General features: G+C 62.9%; 18 protein-coding genes. 6 read left to right on the top strand and 12 right to left on the bottom strand.

The features are described 5' to 3' along the window. Window positions 1-76: 76 nt before the first annotated feature. The 5 genes from recG to exbB all read right to left on the bottom strand — a co-directional run bounded on the left by recG (window position 77) and on the right by exbB (window position 5,314). Window positions 77-2,155 (bottom strand): ATP-dependent DNA helicase RecG, encoded by a 2,079-nt coding sequence (recG, locus tag ACYCCG_RS03060; protein ID WP_176682896.1) that lies wholly within the window; start codon window positions 2,153-2,155, stop codon window positions 77-79. Between the two features lie 3 nt (window positions 2,156-2,158). After that, window positions 2,159-3,085 carry a hydrogen peroxide-inducible genes activator gene (locus tag ACYCCG_RS03055; RefSeq protein WP_012274839.1) on the bottom strand — a complete coding sequence of 309 codons (927 nt, stop codon included), beginning with the start codon at window positions 3,083-3,085 and terminating at the stop codon, window positions 2,159-2,161. A gap of 94 nt (window positions 3,086-3,179) precedes the next feature. After that, entirely contained in the window at window positions 3,180-3,911 is a 732-nt protein-coding gene (locus tag ACYCCG_RS03050; protein WP_176682895.1) for an energy transducer TonB, read from the bottom strand. Continuing rightward, window positions 3,908-4,336 (bottom strand): TonB system transport protein ExbD, encoded by a 429-nt coding sequence (gene exbD, locus ACYCCG_RS03045; protein WP_176682894.1) that lies wholly within the window; start codon window positions 4,334-4,336, stop codon window positions 3,908-3,910. The genes ACYCCG_RS03050 and exbD overlap by 4 nt, the downstream gene beginning before the upstream one ends. Window positions 4,337-4,339: 3 nt before the next feature. Further along, entirely contained in the window at window positions 4,340-5,314 is a 975-nt protein-coding gene (gene exbB / locus ACYCCG_RS03040) for a tonB-system energizer ExbB (protein WP_209969130.1), read from the bottom strand. A gap of 190 nt (window positions 5,315-5,504) precedes the next feature. Here exbB and ACYCCG_RS03035 point away from each other — a divergent pair, with 190 nt between their 5' ends. After that, window positions 5,505-6,362, top strand: a complete 858-nt coding sequence (locus ACYCCG_RS03035) for an SDR family oxidoreductase (protein WP_459669382.1) — start codon at window positions 5,505-5,507, stop codon at window positions 6,360-6,362. Window positions 6,363-6,531: 169 nt separating this feature from the next. Here the strand turns inward: ACYCCG_RS03035 and ACYCCG_RS03030 are convergent, their stop codons facing one another. From ACYCCG_RS03030 to ACYCCG_RS03010, 5 genes are all read right to left on the bottom strand, one after another. After that, window positions 6,532-7,263, bottom strand: coding sequence for a hypothetical protein (locus ACYCCG_RS03030; protein ID WP_209969135.1), 732 nt, complete (start codon window positions 7,261-7,263; stop codon window positions 6,532-6,534). 56 nt (window positions 7,264-7,319) lie between these two features. Then, window positions 7,320-7,700: a RidA family protein gene (locus ACYCCG_RS03025; RefSeq protein WP_003253379.1), complete on the bottom strand. Its 381-nt coding sequence runs from the start codon at window positions 7,698-7,700 to the stop codon at window positions 7,320-7,322. Window positions 7,701-7,723: 23 nt separating this feature from the next. Next, entirely contained in the window at window positions 7,724-9,832 is a 2,109-nt protein-coding gene (gene spoT, locus ACYCCG_RS03020) for a bifunctional GTP diphosphokinase/guanosine-3',5'-bis pyrophosphate 3'-pyrophosphohydrolase (protein ID WP_176682890.1), read from the bottom strand. Between the two features lie 59 nt (window positions 9,833-9,891). Beyond that, window positions 9,892-10,155 (bottom strand): DNA-directed RNA polymerase subunit omega, encoded by a 264-nt coding sequence (gene rpoZ, locus ACYCCG_RS03015; RefSeq protein WP_003253383.1) that lies wholly within the window; start codon window positions 10,153-10,155, stop codon window positions 9,892-9,894. 239 nt (window positions 10,156-10,394) lie between these two features. Then, a complete protein-coding gene (locus tag ACYCCG_RS03010; RefSeq protein ID WP_176682889.1) occupies window positions 10,395-11,267 on the bottom strand; it encodes a LysR family transcriptional regulator in 873 nt (290 codons plus the stop codon). Between the two features lie 204 nt (window positions 11,268-11,471). Here ACYCCG_RS03010 and ACYCCG_RS03005 point away from each other — a divergent pair, with 204 nt between their 5' ends. The 3 genes from ACYCCG_RS03005 to ACYCCG_RS02995 all read left to right on the top strand — a co-directional run bounded on the left by ACYCCG_RS03005 (window position 11,472) and on the right by ACYCCG_RS02995 (window position 15,287). Continuing rightward, window positions 11,472-12,854, top strand: a complete 1,383-nt coding sequence (locus ACYCCG_RS03005) for a glutamine synthetase family protein (protein WP_176682888.1) — start codon at window positions 11,472-11,474, stop codon at window positions 12,852-12,854. Between the two features lie 4 nt (window positions 12,855-12,858). Next, window positions 12,859-13,626, top strand: a complete 768-nt coding sequence (locus tag ACYCCG_RS03000; protein ID WP_209969137.1) for a gamma-glutamyl-gamma-aminobutyrate hydrolase family protein — start codon at window positions 12,859-12,861, stop codon at window positions 13,624-13,626. A gap of 119 nt (window positions 13,627-13,745) precedes the next feature. Then, a complete protein-coding gene (locus ACYCCG_RS02995) occupies window positions 13,746-15,287 on the top strand; it encodes an APC family permease (protein WP_339442828.1) in 1,542 nt (513 codons plus the stop codon). Window positions 15,288-15,418: 131 nt separating this feature from the next. Here ACYCCG_RS02995 and gmk read toward each other — a convergent pair whose 3' ends face one another. Together gmk and ACYCCG_RS02985 are read right to left on the bottom strand one after the other, a co-directional pair. Further along, window positions 15,419-16,039 carry a guanylate kinase gene (gene gmk / locus ACYCCG_RS02990; RefSeq protein ID WP_176682885.1) on the bottom strand — a complete coding sequence of 207 codons (621 nt, stop codon included), beginning with the start codon at window positions 16,037-16,039 and terminating at the stop codon, window positions 15,419-15,421. Between the two features lie 13 nt (window positions 16,040-16,052). Further along, window positions 16,053-16,916: a YicC/YloC family endoribonuclease gene (locus ACYCCG_RS02985; protein ID WP_176682884.1), complete on the bottom strand. Its 864-nt coding sequence runs from the start codon at window positions 16,914-16,916 to the stop codon at window positions 16,053-16,055. Window positions 16,917-17,143: 227 nt separating this feature from the next. On the opposite strand from ACYCCG_RS02985, the gene rph reads away from it, so the two are divergent. Then, on the top strand, window positions 17,144-17,866 hold the full coding sequence (gene rph, locus ACYCCG_RS02980; RefSeq protein WP_176682883.1) for a ribonuclease PH: 723 nt from the start codon (window positions 17,144-17,146) through the stop codon (window positions 17,864-17,866). A 23-nt stretch (window positions 17,867-17,889) separates the two neighbouring features. Next, on the top strand, window positions 17,890-18,258 hold the full coding sequence (locus ACYCCG_RS02975) for a DUF4870 domain-containing protein (protein ID WP_176682882.1): 369 nt from the start codon (window positions 17,890-17,892) through the stop codon (window positions 18,256-18,258).

Here is an 18,258-nt window from a genome sequence, read left to right as displayed (position 1 = left end):
TCCGTATCCACTGTTTCTTTTAAACGCGAAGTATAACCAGCCTGCGAGCAAATCTGGATCCATTCTGGGACTGCCGTCACACTTGGCCATATTGTTGGCCATGGCGCAGCCAGCGGTCCAGCAGCGGGCTGACGTGTTCCGGCCAGCGTGATACCAGGGCCTGGGCCGCGTCGCGCACGGCTGGCAGCAGGTCGGCGTCGCGCATCAGGTCGGCGACTTTGAACTGCAGCAGACCGGTCTGGCGGGTACCAAGCATCTCGCCCGGGCCACGCAGTTCAAGGTCTTTTTCGGCGATGATGAAGCCATCGTTGGTCTCGCGCATGATCCCCAAGCGCTCGCGGCCGATCTGCGACAGTGGTGGGTGGTACAGCAGTACGCAATGGCTAACGGCGCTGCCCCGACCAACCCGGCCACGCAGCTGGTGCAACTGTGCAAGGCCCAGGCGCTCGGGGTTCTCGATGATCATCAGGCTGGCGTTGGGCACGTCCACGCCCACCTCGATGACCGTGGTGGCGACCAGAAGCTGCAGGTTGCCAGCCTTGAACTCGGCCATGATCTCGGCTTTTTCTGCCGGTTTCATGCGCCCGTGGATCAACCCTACCCTCAGCTCGCCAAGCGCGCTGCCAAGCTCCTCGTAGGTGCTTTCGGCGGCCTGGCAGGTGAGTTCTTCGGACTCTTCGATCAGCGTGCATACCCAATAGGCCTGGCGCCCCTCGGCGCAGGCGGCACGTACCCGCTCGACCACTTCGAAGCGGCGGCTGTCGGCCACCAGCACGGTGTTCACAGGCGTACGCCCTGGCGGCAATTCGTCGAGCACCGAAGTGTCCAGGTCGGCGTAGGCGCTCATGGCCAGGGTGCGCGGAATAGGCGTGGCGGTCATGATCAGCTGGTGTGGGCACAGCTCGCCGGCCACGCCCTTCTTGCGCAGGGCCAGGCGTTGCTGCACGCCAAACCTGTGCTGTTCGTCGATGATCGCAAGGGCCAGGTGCTTGAACCTTACCTCTTCCTGGAACAGCGCGTGGGTGCCGACCACCATGGGGGCGCCGTTGGCGATCTGCTCCAGGGAAGCGGCCCGGGCCTTGCCCTTGAGTTTACCGGCTAGCCAGGCGACTTCGATGCCCAGCGGTTCCAGCCAGCGCTTGAAGGTAATGTAGTGCTGCTCGGCGAGGATCTCGGTGGGTGCCATCAATGCCACCTGGTAGCCAGCTTCCAGCGCCTGCAACGCTGCCAGTGCAGCGACCACGGTCTTGCCGGCACCCACGTCGCCCTGCACCAGGCGCATCATCGGTTCGTGCTGGCTAAGGTCGTAGGCAATTTCGTTGGCTACCCGTTGCTGCGCGCCGGTCGGCTGGAAGCCCAGGTTAGCCAGGTACTGCGCCTGCAGGTGCGTGGCCTTGGGCAGTACCGGCGCACGCAGGCTGCGCAGGCTTTCGCGCAGGCGTTGTTGCGACAGCTGATGGGTCAGCAACTCTTCGAAGGCCAGGCGGTGCTGGGCCCAGTGCTGGCCTTCGGCGAGTTCGTCGAGGTCGGCATCGGCCGGCGGATTGTGAAGGTAGCGGATGGCTTCGTCCAAGGGTGCCAGCTGGTAGTCCCGGGCAAGTTCGTCAGGCAGCCAGTCGGGCAGGCTGCGCGGGCCAAGCAGGGCAAGGCTCTGCTGGCACAACAGGCGCAGGCGTTGCTGGGTAAGGCCTTCGGTGGACGGGTAGATCGGCGTCAGAGTCTGCTCCACCGGTGGCGGCGGCTCGCTGCCGTTCAGCGCGCGGTACTCCGGGTGGTAGATTTCCAGGCCCGAAGCGCCGGGGCGGGCTTCTCCGTAGCAGCGCAGGTGGGTGCCCCGCTTCAGGCCCTCCTTCTGCGCGTTGCTGAAGTGGTAGAAACGCAATGTCAGCACACCGCTGCCGTCGCCCAGGCGCACCACCAGGCTGCGGCGCTTGCCCATGGTCACATCGGTACCACTGACCACTCCCTCGATAACCGCATCCTGGCCCGGACGCAGCTGGCCGATTGGCACCACGCGCGTGCGGTCCTGGTAGCGCAGGGGCAGGTGGAACAACACGTCCTGCAGGTTTTCCAGGCCAACCTTGGCGAGTTTCTCCGCCATTGCCTCGCCCACACCTTTCAGTACTGTGACCGGGACCTTCGACAGCTCACTCATGACTCAGGCCGGTTGTTCCGCAGGGTTTTTGGCGACCGAGCACAGGCGGATCGAATCGGCGAGGATCTCGATCGCCTTTGGCCGCGGGAAGCTGGCGCGCCAGGCGATGGCTACCGTGCGGAACGGTGCCGGTGCCGTCAGCGGGCGCACTTCGATGACGCCGGGGGCGTAGTGATGGCTGTGCACTGCCGACAGCGGCAGGATCGAAACGCCAAGGCCCGAAGCCACCATGTGACGGATGGTTTCCAGCGAGCTGGACTCTACCGTGGTATGCCTTGAGCCTTCACCCCCCTTGTTCAGGGTCGGGCAGGCTTCCAGTACCTGGTCGCGGAAACAGTGGCCTTCACCGAGCAGTAACAGGCTCTTGTCGTTGAGCATGGCGGTGTCGATGGTCTTCTTCGCCGTCCATGGGTGGTCGGCAGGCATCAGGGCGCAGAACGGTTCGTCGTATAGCGGTAGCGTCAGCACGTCGGCTTCGTTGAACGGCAGGGCGATGATCACCGCGTCCAGTTCGCCGTTGCGCAGCTTTTCGCGCAGTACGTGGGTGAAGTTTTCTTCGATGTACAGCGGCATTTGCGGCGCCACGCGGTGCAGCTGCGGGATCAGGTGCGGGAACAGATAGGGGCCGACGGTGTAGATGGCGCCGACCTTGAGCGGGGCGGTCAGCTGATTCTTGCCGGCCTGGGCCAGCTCGCGAATGCCTTGGGCCTGCTCCAGTACCTTCTGCGCCTGGGCGACGATGCTTTCGCCGACCGGGGTCAGACGTACTGCGCTTTTGCTGCGCTCGAAGATCAGAACGCCAAGCTCGTCCTCGAGCTTCTTCACACCGACCGACAGGGTTGGTTGGCTCACGTGGCAACGCTCGGCGGCATGGCCGAAGTGCTGTTCCTGGGCGAGTGTGACGATGTAGCGTAATTCTGTGAGGGTCATAACGTGCGTCCATGAAGTTGCGGGCCCAGCATAGCGGCTGCAATCGATAGACGCACGTTATCAGACTTGCCGAATTGTGACAGAAACAAAAGTCTCAGCGGCGGTCCAGTGAGTAGACGAACGGTGCCACGACTTCAATCGTGCCATTGTTCAGCAACTCGGGTGGCGGCTTGGGTACCGTGCCGGCCCGACGGATCATTTCCAAGGTCGCCCGATCTAGTGAAGCACTGCCTGAACCACCGGCCATGGAGTACGACACGACCTTGCCTTCGGCGTCGACCACGAAGCGCAGGCGGTTCATACCTTGCAAGCCGCGACGGCGCGCGTCTTCCGGGTAGCGCTTGTACTTGGCCAGGTGGCGCAGCAGGTCGCTCTGCCAGGTTGGCAGGGCGTTGCTGTTGGACGCAATGCTCGGTGCCGGTGCCGCGGACTTCTGCGGTGGCGTGTTGCTGGGCGGCGCATCCACCGTTTGCTCGGTGGGGGGTGCTTCCTTCGGCGGCTCAGGCTTTTTCTCGGGCTTGGGCGGCTGGGGCTTGGCCTTCGGCTTGGGCGGCTTGGGGATGGCAATCTTGGGCTTGGGCGCTTCTGCCAGCTTCGGCATCGGCGGTTCCTCGACCGGGGCCGGTGGCTGCGGAGCTGCCTTTGGGGGTGGTGGTGGCGCAGGCTCCGGCAACGGTGCCAGTTCGACCATCATCGCTGCCGGGGGCAGCTCGATGGCCTGGGGCACCGACCAGTTGAGCGTCAGCAGCACGGCGACCACGTGCACGCCCAGCACGATCGCCAGGCTGCCACCGTAGCGCGCCATGTTAGAGCGCGTTTTCATCATTTCTTGGCTGCCGTCTCGAGACCTACCAGACCGACTTTCAGGTAGCCGGCCGCGCGCATGTTGTTCATCACTTCCATCAGGTCGCCGTAATCCACGCCTTTGTCAGCCTGGAAGAAGATGGTGGTTTCCTTGTCACCCTTGGTCTTGGCGTCGAGCATCGGGCCAAGCTGGTCGGGTGCAGCAACCAGATCGTCGCCGACATACAACTTCTGGTCGGCCTTGACGCTGACGAACACCGGTTTCTCGGGCCTTGGCGCTGGTTTGGCGGTTGAGGCCGGCAGGTCGACCTTGATGTCGACCGTTGCCAAGGGGGCGGCGACCATGAAGATGATCAGCAGCACCAGCATCACGTCGATGAACGGCGTAACGTTGATTTCGTGGTTTTCGGCGAGGTCGTCGCCACCTTCGTTGAGATGCAGGCCCATGGCTTACCCCACTTTCACCATGTGCGGGGCGGCGCGCTCGCTGCCCTGGTGGTCCAGATCACGGCTGACCAGCAGCAGTACCTGGGCGGAGGCATCGGACACCTGCGCCTTGTAACCGGCAATGGAGCGGGCGAAGACGTTGTAGATGACCACGGCCGGGATTGCCGCGACCAGGCCCAGAGCAGTGGCCAGCAGCGCTTCGGCGATACCTGGGGCAACTACGGCCAGGTTGGTGGTCTGGGTCTTGGCGATGCCGATGAAGCTGTTCATGATGCCCCATACGGTACCGAACAGACCGACGAACGGCGCGGTGGAGCCGATGGTGGCGAGGACGCCGGTGCCGCTGCTCATGGTACGGCCGCTGGCATGCACCAGGCGCTCCAGACGGAAACTGACGCGTTCCTTGATGCCTTCTTTTTCGCGAGCGTTCGCCGAAAGACGCATCTCTTCGAGGGCATCATGGACCAGGGTATGGGCCAGGGTGCCTGCCTTGTTGGAGACTTCGCTGGCTTCTTTGAGGGTGGTGGACTTCTTCAGCTGGGCGATTTCGCCACGCAGGCGGCGCTTGGCGCCCATCAGCTCGAAGCCTTTGGCAATCCAGATGGTCCAGGTGATGATGGAGGCGATGGCCAGGCCGATCATGACGATCTTCACCACGATGTCGGCGTTCTTGTACATGCCCCATGGGGACAGGTCATGGGCCATGCCCAGCGAGGTGTCTTCGACCAGGGCTTGAACACTCGGGTCTGCCGCGGCCGGTGCATCTGCCGGGTTGGTGGCAGTGGCATCAGGCGCCGGCGCATCGGCTGGGGCAGCAGCGGGTGCGGCCGGAGCAGTGGCAGCAGCAGGTGTGGCGGCGTTGGTGGTTGGCTCATCGGCCATGGCCACCGGGGCCAGCACCAGGCTAAGTGTCAGCGCGGCGATGGCGCGCCAGGCGCGCGACGGGGTTGGCGAAGCGGAAGATTGAGTACGTGTCATGCTGGCCGGACCTGATGAAGAAAAAGTGAACGTTCTCCAAGGCCTCGATGCAGGCCGAGAACAAATTGGCGGCCATTATTGCAAGTAATTCTTGTTAACAAAAGTAATATTGTAGCTTTTTTCGCCTATGGTCTAGCCGCCCATCGTGTAGCGTGGCCAGGCTGATCAATTGGTCTAGGGGAGTTTAGAGATGTCAGACCTTTCCGTGATGGTGGTGGGTTGTGGTGATGTGGGTGGGCGTCTGGCCAGGCAGATGTTGGCTAAAGGCTGGCAGGTGACTGGCCTGCGCCGTTCGGTCGGTCAACTGCCTGCAGGGGTTCAGCCGGTTGCCGCAGATTTGGCCGAACCGTCGATGCCGCCGGCCTGGCCACAGGGGGCGCTGGACTACCTGGTGTATTGCGTGGCGGCCAGCCAGCACGATGAAGAGGGTTATCAGGCAGCTTATGTTGATGGTTTGCGCCATGTGTTGGCCTGGTTGGCCGAGCGTGGTCAGCGCCCGCGTCGCCTGTTGTTCGTCTCCAGCAGCAGCGTGTATGCGCAGAAGGGCGGCGAGTGGATAGAGGAGGGCGCTGCCACCGAGCCTGAGGGCTATTCCGGGCGGGTGATGCTGGAGGCTGAACGGTTGGCATTGGGCAGCGGCATCCCGGCGAGCGTGGTCCGCCTGACCGGTATCTATGGCCCGGGGCGCGAGTGGTTGCTGAGCCAGGTGCGTCAGGGTTACCGCGTGGCCGAGGAGCCGCCGCTGTATGGCAACCGCATTCATGCCGAAGATGCCGCCAGCCTGCTGGCGTTTCTGCTGCAGGCCGATGCTGATGGCAAGGCAGTGGATGATTGCTACATCGGTGTCGACGATGACCCGGCGCCGCTGGCCGATGTGGTGGCCTGGCTGCGGGCGTATATGGGGGTTACCGAGTGGTCCGATGAGCAACGGGTACGGCGTACCGGCAGCAAGCGCTGCAGTAATGCCCGGGCGCGGGCGCTGGGTTGGGCGCCGGTATATCCGAGCTACAAGGAAGGCTACGCCGCGATCCTGGCAGGAAAAGCCTAGCTGGCAACTGGCGCGATGCCTTGTGGGAGCAACTGTCTTGCTCAATTTCTAAAAGCTGGCGCGATCCCTGTGGGAGCGGGCTTGCCCGCGAACACGGGCGAAGCCCGTGCCATCCACCGCGGTGTCTTCTTCGCGGGTAAACCCGCTCCTACAGGGGGCGCGCATCATCTCAGGTGCGCTCCAGCGTCCACTGACGCTTGCCGGCTGCCAGCTCCGGCATTTCATCCGGCTGCGCACGGTTCACTGCCTGGAAAATCTCCAGCTTGTCGCCATCGCGCTTGATGATGAACGGTGCACCGCGCTGGTTGCGCTCCAGCCACAGGCTGTCATTGCTGCCACCCATGGTCGCACAATCACCCGCCAGGCACAGGGCGAAGCGGTCCGGCCCGGGTAGGCCGGTGACGTTGCCGGTGTCGCTGAAGCGCACGCTGGCACCTTTGCCCTGGCCTTCGACGATCTTCCAGTTACCACCCAGGTAGGCCTGGTACAGCGCTTTCTCGAAGCTGCTGCCAAGTGGTGCGTTGGCTGACACCGACGCCTTTGCGCGCACGAAGGTTTGCTTGGCGCCGTTCTGGTCGACGGCCAGCAGCTCGTCGCCATCGAGCGAAAGCTGCTCGGTCTGGCCGCCCTGGAAGCTGGCCTGCCATTGCTTGTCATTGGCGCTCAGCTGGCCGTCAGCGGCCTCGAAACCATTGCTATAGCTAGCTTGCTGATTGGCCACGTCGAGCTTCCACTCGAACACTGGGCCGTGCTCATTCAGCGCCTGGCGCAGGCTGCCGGCTTTGACCGCCGCAGTGATGGCTTCCTGGTTGATCCAGATGCCGTTGAAATCTTCGGGTTTGTGGCTGGTGCAGCCGCCCAGTAGCAGGGCTGCCAGCGCGAAGGGCAGTGCTTGACGCATGACGGGGTAACCTTGCGGAGTAAGGAGGGTGACGGGCAGGGCCCGTCACCCGGGCATCATTCGATGACCAGGATGGCGTCCATTTCGACCTGAGAGCCTTTCGGCAGCGCGGCAACGCCGATGGCAGCGCGGGCTGGGTAGGGCTGTTCGAAGTAGCGGCCCATCACCTCGTTTACCTTGGCGAAGTGGCTCAGGTCGGTGAGGAAGATGTTCAGTTTCACGATGTCCTTGAACGAACCGCCAGCGGCTTCAGCCACGGCCTTGAGGTTCTCGAACACCTGCACGGTCTGGGCTTCGAAGCCTTCGACCAGTTCCATGGTCTTCGGGTCCAGAGGGATTTGGCCCGACATGTACACGGTGTTGCCGGCCTTGATCGCCTGCGAGTAGGTGCCGATGGCGGCAGGGGCCTTGTCGCTGTTGATGACGGTTTTGCTCATGATGACTCCTTGCGGTTGGCGGACTACGTACGCATGCGGGTGATGCGGACCACACCGGTCAGGGTACGCAGCTTCTTGATCACACGCGCCAGGTGCACGCGGTCGTGCACGCTGACCACCAGTTGGACCACGCTGATACGGCCGTCGCGTTCGTCCATGCTGATCTTTTCGATGTTACCGTCGGCGGCGTTGACGCTGCTGGCCAGCAGGGCGATCAGCCCGCGCTGGTGTTCCAGCTCGACACGCAGTTCGACATTGAACTCGCCAGTGATGTCCTTGGCCCAGGAGAGCTGCACGCACTTTTCGGGGTTGTGGCGGATTTCACTGATGTTGCGGCAGTTCTCCAGGTGCACGACCATGCCCTTGCCGGCCGACAGGTGGCCGACAATCGGGTCACCCGGGATCGGCGTGCAGCACTTGGCGTAGCTCAGCACCAGGCCTTCGGTACCGCGGATCGCCAGCGGGCCTTCTGGCGCCGGCAGCTGTTCGCCTTCGGCCGACAGCAGGCGGCGCGCGACCACGTAGGCCATGCGGTTGCCCAGGCCGATGTCTTCGAGCAGGTCTTCTATCAGCTCCAGGCGGTATTCGGCGAGAATAGACTGGACGCGTTCCTGAGGGATTTTCTCCAGGCTGCTGTCGAAGCCTGTGAGCACCTTGTTCAGCAGGCGCTCGCCCAGGCTGATGGACTCCGAGCGGCGCTGTTGCTTGAGCGCGTGGCGGATATTCGTGCGCGCCTTGCCGGAGACCACAAAGTTGAGCCAGGCCGGGTTTGGCCGAGCGCCCGGGGCGCTGACGATTTCTACTGTCGAGCCGCTTTGTAGCGGTTCGGACAGTGGCGCCAGGCGGCGGTTGATGCGGCACGCGATACAGCTGTTACCAACGTCGGTGTGCACCGCATAGGCGAAATCGACGGCCGTGGAGCCTTTGGGCAACTCCATGATCCGGCCTTTGGGGGTGAATACGTAGACCTCGTCCGGGAACAGGTCGATCTTCACGCTCTCGATGAATTCCAGGGAGTTGCCGGCACGTTGCTGCAGTTCGAGGATGCCCTTGACCCACTGGCGGGCACGCGCGTGGCTGCCCTTGGGCTGCTCGTCGTCGTTGGACTTGTACAGCCAGTGTGCAGCGATGCCGTTGTTGGCCATCTCTTCCATTTCGCGGGTGCGGATCTGGATTTCGATGGGCACGCCGTGCATGCCGAACAGGGTAGTGTGCAACGACTGGTAGCCGTTGGCCTTGGGGATCGCGATGTAATCCTTGAAGCGCCCGGGCAGCGGCTTGTAGAGGTTGTGCACGGCGCCGAGCACGCGGTAGCAGGTATCCACCTTGTCGACGATGATGCGGAAGGCATACACGTCCATGATCTCGTTGAAGGCACGGCGCTTGCCGCGCATCTTCTTGTAGATGCCATAGAGGTGTTTCTGCCGACCGCTGACCTCGCCCTCGATGCCGTCGGCGGCCAGGCAGTTGGCCAGCGAGTGCTCGATCTTGGCGACGATCTCTTTGCGGTTGCCGCGTGCGCTCTTCACTGCACGGTAAATCAGCGACGAGCGCATCGGGTGCATGGCCTTGAAGCCAAGGTCTTCGAACTCCACCCGCACATTGTGCATCCCCAGGCGGTTGGCGATGGGGGCGTAGATTTCGAGGGTTTCCTTGGCGATGCGCCGGCGTTTTTCGCCAGACAGCACTTCCAGTGTGCGCATGTTGTGCAGGCGGTCCGCCAGCTTGACCAGGATCACGCGGATGTCGCGGGCCATGGCCATGGCCATCTTCTGGAAGTTTTCCGCCTGCGCCTCGGCCTTGGTTTCGAAATTCATCTGGGTCAGCTTGCTGACCCCATCGACCAGTTCGGCCACGGTCTCGCCAAACTGCTGGCTGAGGGCTTCCTTGGCGATGCCGGTGTCTTCGATCACATCGTGCAGCATGGCCGCCATCAGGCTCTGATGGTCCATGTGCATGTCGGCGAGGATGCTGGCCACGGCCAGCGGGTGGGTCACGTAGGGCTCGCCGCTGCGGCGGCGTTGCCCATCGTGGGCCTGTTCGGCGTAGAAATAGGCACGCCGGACCAGGTTGACCTGTTCGGGGCCAAGATAGGTCGAAAGCCGTTCGGCCAAGGCTTCTATACCCGGCATGGGTTCACCTCCTGCCGAGGAAGAGGGCCTTGCGCCGTACGACGTCGACCTGGCATCAATCAGACAGCCTCGTTGTTCTCGTCCTCGAACGCGGCGAACACCGGATCCTCGGTGACGATCTCTTCAGCGGCGATGAACTCGTTGGTGACGATGCCTTCGGCAATTTCACGCAGGGCAACAACGGTTGGCTTGTCGTTTTCCCACGCAACGCGTGGCTCTTTGCCGCCGGTCGCCAGCTGGCGAGCGCGCTTGGTCGAGAGCATGACCAGCTCAAAGCGGTTATCCACGTGTTCCAGGCAGTCTTCAACAGTTACGCGGGCCATGGTCTTCCTCAGTAGCAATTGCGGTGGGCGTGCAGCCCATTAGTGGGCAGGCGGACTCGATAGTATAAAAATTCACCAGCCAATAGGGAAGCGCTGTTTTGCCGGGTGGTACCTTCAGGCCCGCGTCGGCTTCTTCGCGGGTAAACCCGCTCCTACAGGTACCACTTACCTCGTAGGAGCGGGTTTACCCGCGAAAGGGTCGCAACAGACACCCTCGACGCTTTGTCCCGACGATAACCTCAGAGCATCGCGTCACGCAACCGCGGGGTCAGCTCTTCGAACAAGGTCTGCACCGAGCGCAACGCCCGACAATCCGGCCGGGTCAGCAGCCACAACTGGGTGTCGCAGCCGGGCAGGGGGCCGCTCAGTGCATCCACCCCGGGCAGCGCATGCACCATGTAGTCTGGCAGTGCTGCCACGCCCAGGCCGGCCGTGACCAACTGGGCAATGGTCGACATGCTGCTGCACTGGTAGCGCGGGCTCAGGCCCGGGTGCTGCTGGTTGCGCCAGACCACCGTAGGGTGGTCCTGCATCGAGTCGTCAGGTGCGATCCATGGCACGCTGGCGGGCGACTCGCTCAGGCGCTCGCGCCACTGTGGCTGACCGCAGAGTACATAGGAGGTAGAGCCCAGGTTGCGGCCCACCAGGTGCTCCGGTGGCGTGTTGGTCAGGCGCAGGGCAATGTCGGCGTCGCGCCGGCTGAGGTTGGCGAAGGTGTTGGAGGTACCCATTTCCAGCGACAAGGCCGGGTAGTTGGGCATGAACTCGGCCAGTGCCGGCAGCAACAGGCTGTGCATCACCGCCTCGGTGCAGGTCAGGCGCACCGTGCCGCTGACCACCTGCTCGCCACTGGTCATGGCAATGCGCGCCGCTTCCAGCGCCTGCTCGGCACGTTCGGCCTGCTCTGCCAAGGCCTGGGCGGTGTCAGTCGGCAGATAGCCCTTTCGGCTCTTGACGAACAAGGCGGTGCCCAGCGCCGACTCCAATCGGCGGATCGAGCGGAACACGGTCGAAACGTCGACTTTGAGCAGTTCGGCGGCTTTGGCCAGCGAGCGGCCACGTTCCAGTGCCAGGACCAGAGAGAGGTCGGCGTGGGTAATCTGATATTGCATTGATGCACGCTCTGCTTGCCAAATTGCCAATGTCTGTTGCGTCTGAGCCATTTTATAGTGAAACGGCCCCCCGGAATCAATGCGCCCGGTCGGGTAACCAGTCCCCACGATGGGAAAGTGAAAACAACAACAGCTGCAACCATCGTCGCCCGTGAGGCGCCAGCCGTATCCCACATCGCCGCAGCACATCAAAGGATGTACACCATGACGTCGGTAACCCCGTGCGCCAGTTCTTCCAGCGAGATGAATGACTTCCTCCAGGCCCATCCGGACACGCAGTACGTAGACCTGCTGATCTCCGACATGAACGGCGTGGTGCGTGGCAAGCGCATCGAGCGGGCCAGCCTGCACAAGGTGTACGAGAAGGGCATCAACCTGCCTGCATCGCTGTTCGCCCTTGATATCAACGGTTCCACTGTCGAAAGCACCGGCCTTGGCCTGGACATCGGCGACGCCGACCGCATCTGTTTCCCGATCCCCGGCACGTTGTCGGACGAGCCGTGGCAGAAGCGTCCCACCGCCCAGCTGCTGATGACCATGCACGAACTGGATGGCCAGCCGTTCTTCGCCGACCCGCGTGAAGTGCTGCGTCAGGTGGTGAGCAAGTTCGACGAACTGGGCCTGACTATCTGCGCCGCGTTCGAGCTGGAGTTCTACCTGATCGACCAGGACAACCTCAACGGCCGCCCGCAGCCACCGCGCTCGCCGATCTCCGGCAAGCGCCCGCATTCGACCCAGGTGTACCTGATCGATGACCTCGACGAGTACGCCGACTGCTTGCAGGACATGCTCGAAGCGGCCAAGGAACAGGGCCTGCCCGCCGACGCCATCGTCAAGGAAAGCGCACCAGCGCAGTTCGAGGTCAACTTGCACCATGTGGCCGATCCGCTGAAGGCCTGCGACTATGCGATCCTGCTCAAGCGCCTGATCAAGAACATCGCCTACGACCATGAAATGGACACCACCTTCATGGCCAAGCCCTACCCGGGCCAGGCAGGCAACGGCCTGCATGTGCACATTTCATTGCTGGACAAGAAAACCGGCAAGAACATCTTCGCCAGTGACGATCCGCTGCAAAGCGATACGCTGCGCCACGCCATCGGTGGCGTGCTGGAAACCATGCCGGCGTCGATGGCCTTCCTTTGCCCTAACATCAACTCGTACCGCCGCTTCGGTGCGCAGTTCTATGTGCCCAATGCGCCGAGCTGGGGGCTGGACAACCGCACCGTGGCCGTACGTGTGCCCACCGACAGCAGCGACAATGTGCGCCTTGAACACCGTGTAGCTGGCGCCGATGCCAACCCGTACCTGATGCTCGCAGCGATTCTTGCCGGGGTTCATCACGGCCTGACCAACAAGGTCGAGCCCGAGGCGCCGATCGAAGGCAACTCCTACGAACAGTTGGAGCAAAGCCTGCCGAACAATCTGCGCGATGCCCTGCGCGCGCTGGATGACAGCGAAGTCCTCAACCAATACATCAGCCCGGACTACATCGATATCTTCGTGGCCTGCAAGGAAAGCGAACTGGCCGAGTTCGAAGTTTCGATTTCCGACCTCGAGTACAACTGGTACCTGCACACGGTGTAAGCCCATGAGCGCAAATGCGGTCCCTTTGATCGGTGTCAGCGCCTGCCGCCAGCAGGTAGGGAAGAACTCATCGCACACGGTCGGCGACAAATATGTCGAGGCGGCCGGCTTTGCCGGCTTGCCGCTGATCTTGCCGGCCCGTGATGGTGGCAGCGACTCGCATACGCTGCTGGCCAGCCTGCACGGCATTGTTTTTACCGGCTCGCCTTCAAATATCGAGCCGCATCATTACAATGGCGCCCCCAGTGTGTCGGGTACCCGGCATGATCTGGCGCGTGATCGCCTGACCCTGCCGCTGCTGCAGGCAGCCATTGCCGCCGGTGTGCCCGTATTCTGCATCTGCCGTGGCTACCAGGAACTGAACGTAGCCCTTGGCGGCAGCCTGCACCAGCGTGTGCAGGAACTGCCTGGCTACCTTGACCACCGCGAACCTGAGGATGCCCCCCTGGAGGTGCAATACAGCCCTCGCCACTCGGTCAGTATCGAGCCTGGCGGGTTGTTCGAGCGCTTGGGCCTGGCGGCGCAGTTCGAGGTCAATTCGCTGCACAGTCAGGGCATCGACCGTCTGGCCCCTGGCCTGCGCGTTGAGGCGCGGGCCCCGGATGGCCTGATCGAGGCGGTGTCCATGCCGGCGGCGCCGGGCTTTGTGCTCGGCGTGCAGTGGCATCCGGAATGGCGCTTCAACGAAAACCCGGTCTCGCTGCGTCTGTTTCAGGCGTTTCGCGAGGCCTGCATTGCCTACGCAGTACGGGAGGGCTTACGGCAGGAATGATTCTGACGTCAGCCGAAGGTCTCGGATGACTCGTCCCCGATAGCAAAATTTCAATGAGTGAAAGCGAGCCTTGCACTCAAGGCTTGTGAAAACAATTCCAAAATCTACGGCAAATACTCATGAGCAATTACACAGAAGCCGGTCGCCCACCCGATGTGGCGACCGACGCGGGCAACACTCAGCGCAGCAAAGGCCTGGCCAAGGGCCGCTTGGGCCTGCTGGCCAGCGTGGTGCTGGGCATTTCCACCATCGCCCCGGTCTATACCCTGACCGGCGCCCTTGGCCCTACCGTGCGTGAGGTGGGTGCCCACCTGCCTGCCGTGTTCATCGTAGGCTTCCTGCCGATGCTGCTGGTGGCCCTGGGCTATCGCGAGCTGAACTCGGCGGAGCCGGACAGTGGTACTTCGTTTACCTGGTCGGCGCGTGCGTTCGGCCCGATGATCGGCTGGATCGGCGGCTGGGGACTGGTGGTTGCCACCACGATCGTGCTGTCAAACCTGGCAGGGGTGGCGGTGGACTTCTTCTACCTGTTCCTTGGGCAGATCACCGGCAAGCACGAACTGGCAGCGTTGGCCGACAATCTTTTGATCAACATCATTACCTGTTGCGTGTTCATTGGCTTGGCAGTGTGGATCTGCTGTCGGGGTATCGCCACCACAATGACTGTGCAGTACGGCTTGGTGGCCCTGCAGTTGCTGGTGTTGATCGGCTTTGCTTTCGCCGCTTTCGGCGGCACCACCGCGCCTCCACCACTGGCGTTCGATTTCGCCTGGTTCAACCCGTTTGGTGTCGAGTCTTTCTCGGCCTTTGCTGCTGGCCTGTCGTTGTCGATCTTCATCTTCTGGGGCTGGGACACATGCCTGACCGTCAGTGAAGAGTCGGTGGGCAGCGAAGAGGTGCCGGGCAAGGCCGCTACCTGGACGGTGATGCTGATCCTTGGTCTGTACCTGTTCACCGCCATCGCCACCTTGCAGTTTGCCGGTATCAGCGAGACGGGGCTTGGCCTGAACAACCCGCGCATCCAGGAGAACGTCTTTGCCCACCTGGCCGGCCCGGTCATGGGGCCGCTGGCGATCCTGATGTCCATCGCCGTGCTGGCCAGTACGGCGGCGTCGCTGCAGTCCACCTTCGTGGCGCCGGCGCGCACCCTGTTGGCCATGGGTTATTACGGTGCGGTGCCGCAGAAGTTCGCCAGCGTCTGCCCGCGCTCGCAAACGCCACGCTATGCCACCATCTGCGCCGGCGTGGCCGCAGGCCTGTTCTACGTGACCATGCGTACGCTGAGCGAGAACGTACTGGCAGATACCATCACTGCACTGGGCATGATGATCTGCTTCTACTATTCGCTGACCGCGTTTGCCTGCGTCTGGTATTTCCGCGACAGCCTGTTCGACAGCCTGCGCCACTTCATCATGCGCGGCCTGTGCCCGCTGGTGGGCGGGGTGATCTTGTCGGTGATCTTCGTGCGTACCGCCATCGACAGTGCCTCTCCGGACTTCGGCAGCGGCTCGCATGTGGGTGGAGTGGGGCTGGTGTTCGTGATTGCTGCGATCATCTCGGTGCTGGGTATCGGGCTGATGATCCTGTCGCGCATGCGTGCGCCGGCGTACTTCCTCGGGGCCACCCTGCGCCAGCAGGCTACCTTGCCTCTGCAGGAATAAATCATTGGGGCCGCTTTGCGGCCCTTCGCGGGCACGCCCGCTCCCACAGGTACGGCACAAGCCTCAAGGCAGTGATTAACCCGTGGGAGCGGGCGTGCCCGCGAAGGGCTGCAATGCAGCCCCATCGATCTTTAGCCGATCATTTGCTTCAGCAGTGCCGCATGGCGCTGCTGTTGCTTCTTCAGCAGCAGCCGATTCGAGCGGAACACTGCCTTCAAATCTTCCAGCGCCACGTCGAAATCATTGTTGATGATCACGTAGTCATACTCGTCGTAGTGCACCATCTCGCTGACCGCTTCCTTCATGCGCCCGGCGATGATCTCTTCGCTGTCCTGCCCGCGTCCGTCCAGGCGCTGGCGAAGCGCCTCCTGGCTTGGCGGCAGGATGAACACCGACAGCGCCTGTGGCATCAGCTTGCGCACTTGCTGGGCACCTTGCCAGTCGATTTCCAGGATCAGGTCGTAGCCCTGGTCCAGGGTCTGCTGCAGCGCGCTGCGCGAAGTACCGTAGAAGTTGCCGAACACTTCGGCATGCTCCAGAAAGTCACCTTGCGCGATCAGCGCCTTGAATTCCTCGTGGACGACGAAGTGATAGTTCACCCCGTGCTGTTCGCCCGGGCGCATGGCGCGGGTGGTGTGCGAGACCGAGACGCGGATCTGCTGGTCGTCCTTGGTCAGGGCGGTGACCAGGCTGGTCTTGCCGGCGCCCGAAGGGGCCGAAACGATGTAGAGGGTGCCGCTGCTGTGGTTCATGGTCGGGGTGGCCTTACTCGATGTTCTGTACTTGTTCACGCATCTGTTCGATCAATACCTTCAGGTTGACCGCCGCTTGCGTGCTGCGCGGGTCGAAGGCCTTGGAGCCGAGGGTGTTGGCCTCGCGGTTGAGTTCCTGCATCAGGAAGTCCAGGCGCCGGCCAGCGGCCCCACCACCCTTGAGCACTCGGCGTACTTCAGTGACGTGGGTGCTGAGGCGGTCGAGCTCCTCTGCCACGTCGCTTTTCTGGGCCAGCAGGACCATCTCCTGCTCCAGGCGCTGCGGGTCGAGCTCGGCTTGCATGTCGCCGAAGCGGTCGAGAATCTTCTGCCGCTGCGCCGCCAGCATCTGCGGCACCAGGGCGCGCAGGGTAGTGACTTCGCTGGCCATGTTGTCCAGGCGTTCGTTGATCAGCCGGGCCAGCTCCAGGCCTTCGCGCTGGCGCCCGGCCTTGAGTTCGGCCAGCGCTTCGTCGAACAGCGCCATGGCTTCGGCATTCAGTGCCTGTGGATCGCTGGTGTCGGCCACCAGTACGCCTGGCCATGACAACACTTCCAGCGGGTTCAGGGGGGCCGGCTGCTTGATCAGGCCGGCCACTTCCTCGGCGGCGGCAACCAGTTGCGCGGCGCGCTCATGGTCCACCTTCAGCGGTTTGCCGTTGCTGTCTTCGTTGAGGCGCAAGGTGCATTCCACCTTGCCGCGTGACAGGCCCTGGCGCAGGCCTTCACGTACGCCGCCTTCGAGGTCGCGCAGGGCCTCAGGCAGACGCAAATGCGGCTCCAGGTAACGGTGGTTGACCGAACGCAGCTCCCAGACCAGGGTGCCTTGGCTGCCGGCGCGCTCGACACGAGCAAAAGCGGTCATGCTGTGCACCATGGGAGTACCTCGCGTAGATGAATGAACGGTGGGAGCCTCTCGGCTGCAAGGCGCAGGATTGTAGCGCAGTGTCGCCGTGGCGCCCAATCCACCTATGTTACCGACGGGTGGCTACTGGGGTAGGAAAAGGCGACGGGCTGTGCCGGGCGCGACAATAGGCATGTCTTCCCTGGGCTACGGGCTCTATAATGCTCGGCAGATTCAAAGTCCCAGTACAGGTATCCCAGATGAAACGTCCAAGTGGTCGCGCCGCCGATCAGCTCCGCTCGATCCGCATCACCCGCAACTACACCAAGCACGCCGAAGGGTCGGTACTGGTCGAGTTCGGTGACACCAAGGTCATCTGCACGGTCAGCGTTGAAAACGGTGTACCGCGCTTCCTCAAAGGCCAGGGCCAAGGCTGGCTGACCGCCGAGTATGGCATGCTGCCGCGCTCCACCGGCGAACGTAACCAACGCGAAGCCAGCCGTGGCAAGCAGGGTGGCCGCACCCTGGAAATCCAGCGCCTGATCGGCCGTTCGCTGCGCGCCGCGCTGGACATGAGCAAGCTCGGTGACATCACCCTGTACGTCGATTGCGACGTGATCCAGGCCGATGGCGGTACCCGCACCGCGTCCATTACCGGCGCCATGGTCGCCTTGTGCGACGCTTTGGCAGTGATCAAGAAGCGCGGCGGCCTCAAGGGCGGCAACCCGCTCAAGCACATGATCGCAGCCGTATCTGTCGGCATGTACCAGGGCGAAGCGGTGCTGGACCTCGACTACCTGGAAGACTCCGCAGCCGAAACCGACCTGAATGTGGTCATGACCAGCGCCGGTGGCTTCATCGAAGTCCAGGGTACTGCCGAAGGTGCACCGTTCCAGCCGGAAGATTTCAACGCCATGCTCGCTCTGGCGCAGAAGGGCATGGACGAGATTTTCGAGCTGCAGCAGGCGGCACTGGCTGACTGAAGCCAGCCCAGGAGGTGCGGGGCATGAGCGATTCGAACCTGTCGGTCACCCCGCCCAATGCCGAAGTGCGGCAATGGGCGATGCTCTGCCACCTCTCCGCGCTTCTGGGCCTGGTAGTGCCGCTTGGCCACCTGCTGGGCCCGCTGGTGCTATGGCACCTCAAGCGCGAGCAAGACCCTTTTATCGACGCCCAGGGCAAAGAGGCGCTGAACTTTCAGATCAGCGTGACCATTGCCGGGCTCATCTGCTTCCTGCTGATGTTCGTGGTCATCGGGCTGGTGCTGTTTGCCATGCTCGCAGTGGCCGTGATGATCCTGATCATCATTGCGGCGGTGCGGGCGAATGAGGGCAAGCCTTATCGCTACCCGATGATCTGGCGGCCGATCAAATAA

The sequence above is a fragment of the Pseudomonas sp. VEM90 genome (assembly GCF_054611535.1).
Note: the sequence above shows the minus strand (reverse complement) of the source record. Positions and strands in the feature narration are given on the sequence as shown.

Excerpts from the sequence above, each read along its gene's own strand:
- ACYCCG_RS03005 (WP_176682888.1), top strand. The coding sequence starts at position 11,472 with ATGACGTCGGTAACCCCGTGCGCCAGTTCTTCCAGCGAGATGAATGAC.
- ACYCCG_RS03030 (WP_209969135.1), bottom strand. The coding sequence starts at position 7,263 with ATGCGTCAAGCACTGCCCTTCGCGCTGGCAGCCCTGCTACTGGGCGGC.
- ACYCCG_RS03050 (WP_176682895.1), bottom strand. The coding sequence starts at position 3,911 with ATGATGAAAACGCGCTCTAACATGGCGCGCTACGGTGGCAGCCTGGCG.
- exbB (WP_209969130.1), bottom strand. The coding sequence starts at position 5,314 with ATGACACGTACTCAATCTTCCGCTTCGCCAACCCCGTCGCGCGCCTGG.
- ACYCCG_RS02995 (WP_339442828.1), top strand. The coding sequence starts at position 13,746 with ATGAGCAATTACACAGAAGCCGGTCGCCCACCCGATGTGGCGACCGAC.
- rph (WP_176682883.1), top strand. The coding sequence starts at position 17,144 with ATGAAACGTCCAAGTGGTCGCGCCGCCGATCAGCTCCGCTCGATCCGC.
- spoT (WP_176682890.1), bottom strand. The coding sequence starts at position 9,832 with ATGCCGGGTATAGAAGCCTTGGCCGAACGGCTTTCGACCTATCTTGGC.
- ACYCCG_RS03000 (WP_209969137.1), top strand. The coding sequence starts at position 12,859 with ATGAGCGCAAATGCGGTCCCTTTGATCGGTGTCAGCGCCTGCCGCCAG.
- ACYCCG_RS02975 (WP_176682882.1), top strand. The coding sequence starts at position 17,890 with ATGAGCGATTCGAACCTGTCGGTCACCCCGCCCAATGCCGAAGTGCGG.
- ACYCCG_RS03055 (WP_012274839.1), bottom strand. The coding sequence starts at position 3,085 with ATGACCCTCACAGAATTACGCTACATCGTCACACTCGCCCAGGAACAG.
- exbD (WP_176682894.1), bottom strand. The coding sequence starts at position 4,336 with ATGGGCCTGCATCTCAACGAAGGTGGCGACGACCTCGCCGAAAACCAC.
- ACYCCG_RS02985 (WP_176682884.1), bottom strand. The coding sequence starts at position 16,916 with ATGGTGCACAGCATGACCGCTTTTGCTCGTGTCGAGCGCGCCGGCAGC.
- ACYCCG_RS03010 (WP_176682889.1), bottom strand. The coding sequence starts at position 11,267 with ATGCAATATCAGATTACCCACGCCGACCTCTCTCTGGTCCTGGCACTG.
- recG (WP_176682896.1), bottom strand. The coding sequence starts at position 2,155 with ATGAGTGAGCTGTCGAAGGTCCCGGTCACAGTACTGAAAGGTGTGGGC.
- rpoZ (WP_003253383.1), bottom strand. The coding sequence starts at position 10,155 with ATGGCCCGCGTAACTGTTGAAGACTGCCTGGAACACGTGGATAACCGC.
- gmk (WP_176682885.1), bottom strand. The coding sequence starts at position 16,039 with ATGAACCACAGCAGCGGCACCCTCTACATCGTTTCGGCCCCTTCGGGC.
- ACYCCG_RS03025 (WP_003253379.1), bottom strand. The coding sequence starts at position 7,700 with ATGAGCAAAACCGTCATCAACAGCGACAAGGCCCCTGCCGCCATCGGC.
- ACYCCG_RS03035 (WP_459669382.1), top strand. The coding sequence starts at position 5,505 with ATGTCAGACCTTTCCGTGATGGTGGTGGGTTGTGGTGATGTGGGTGGG.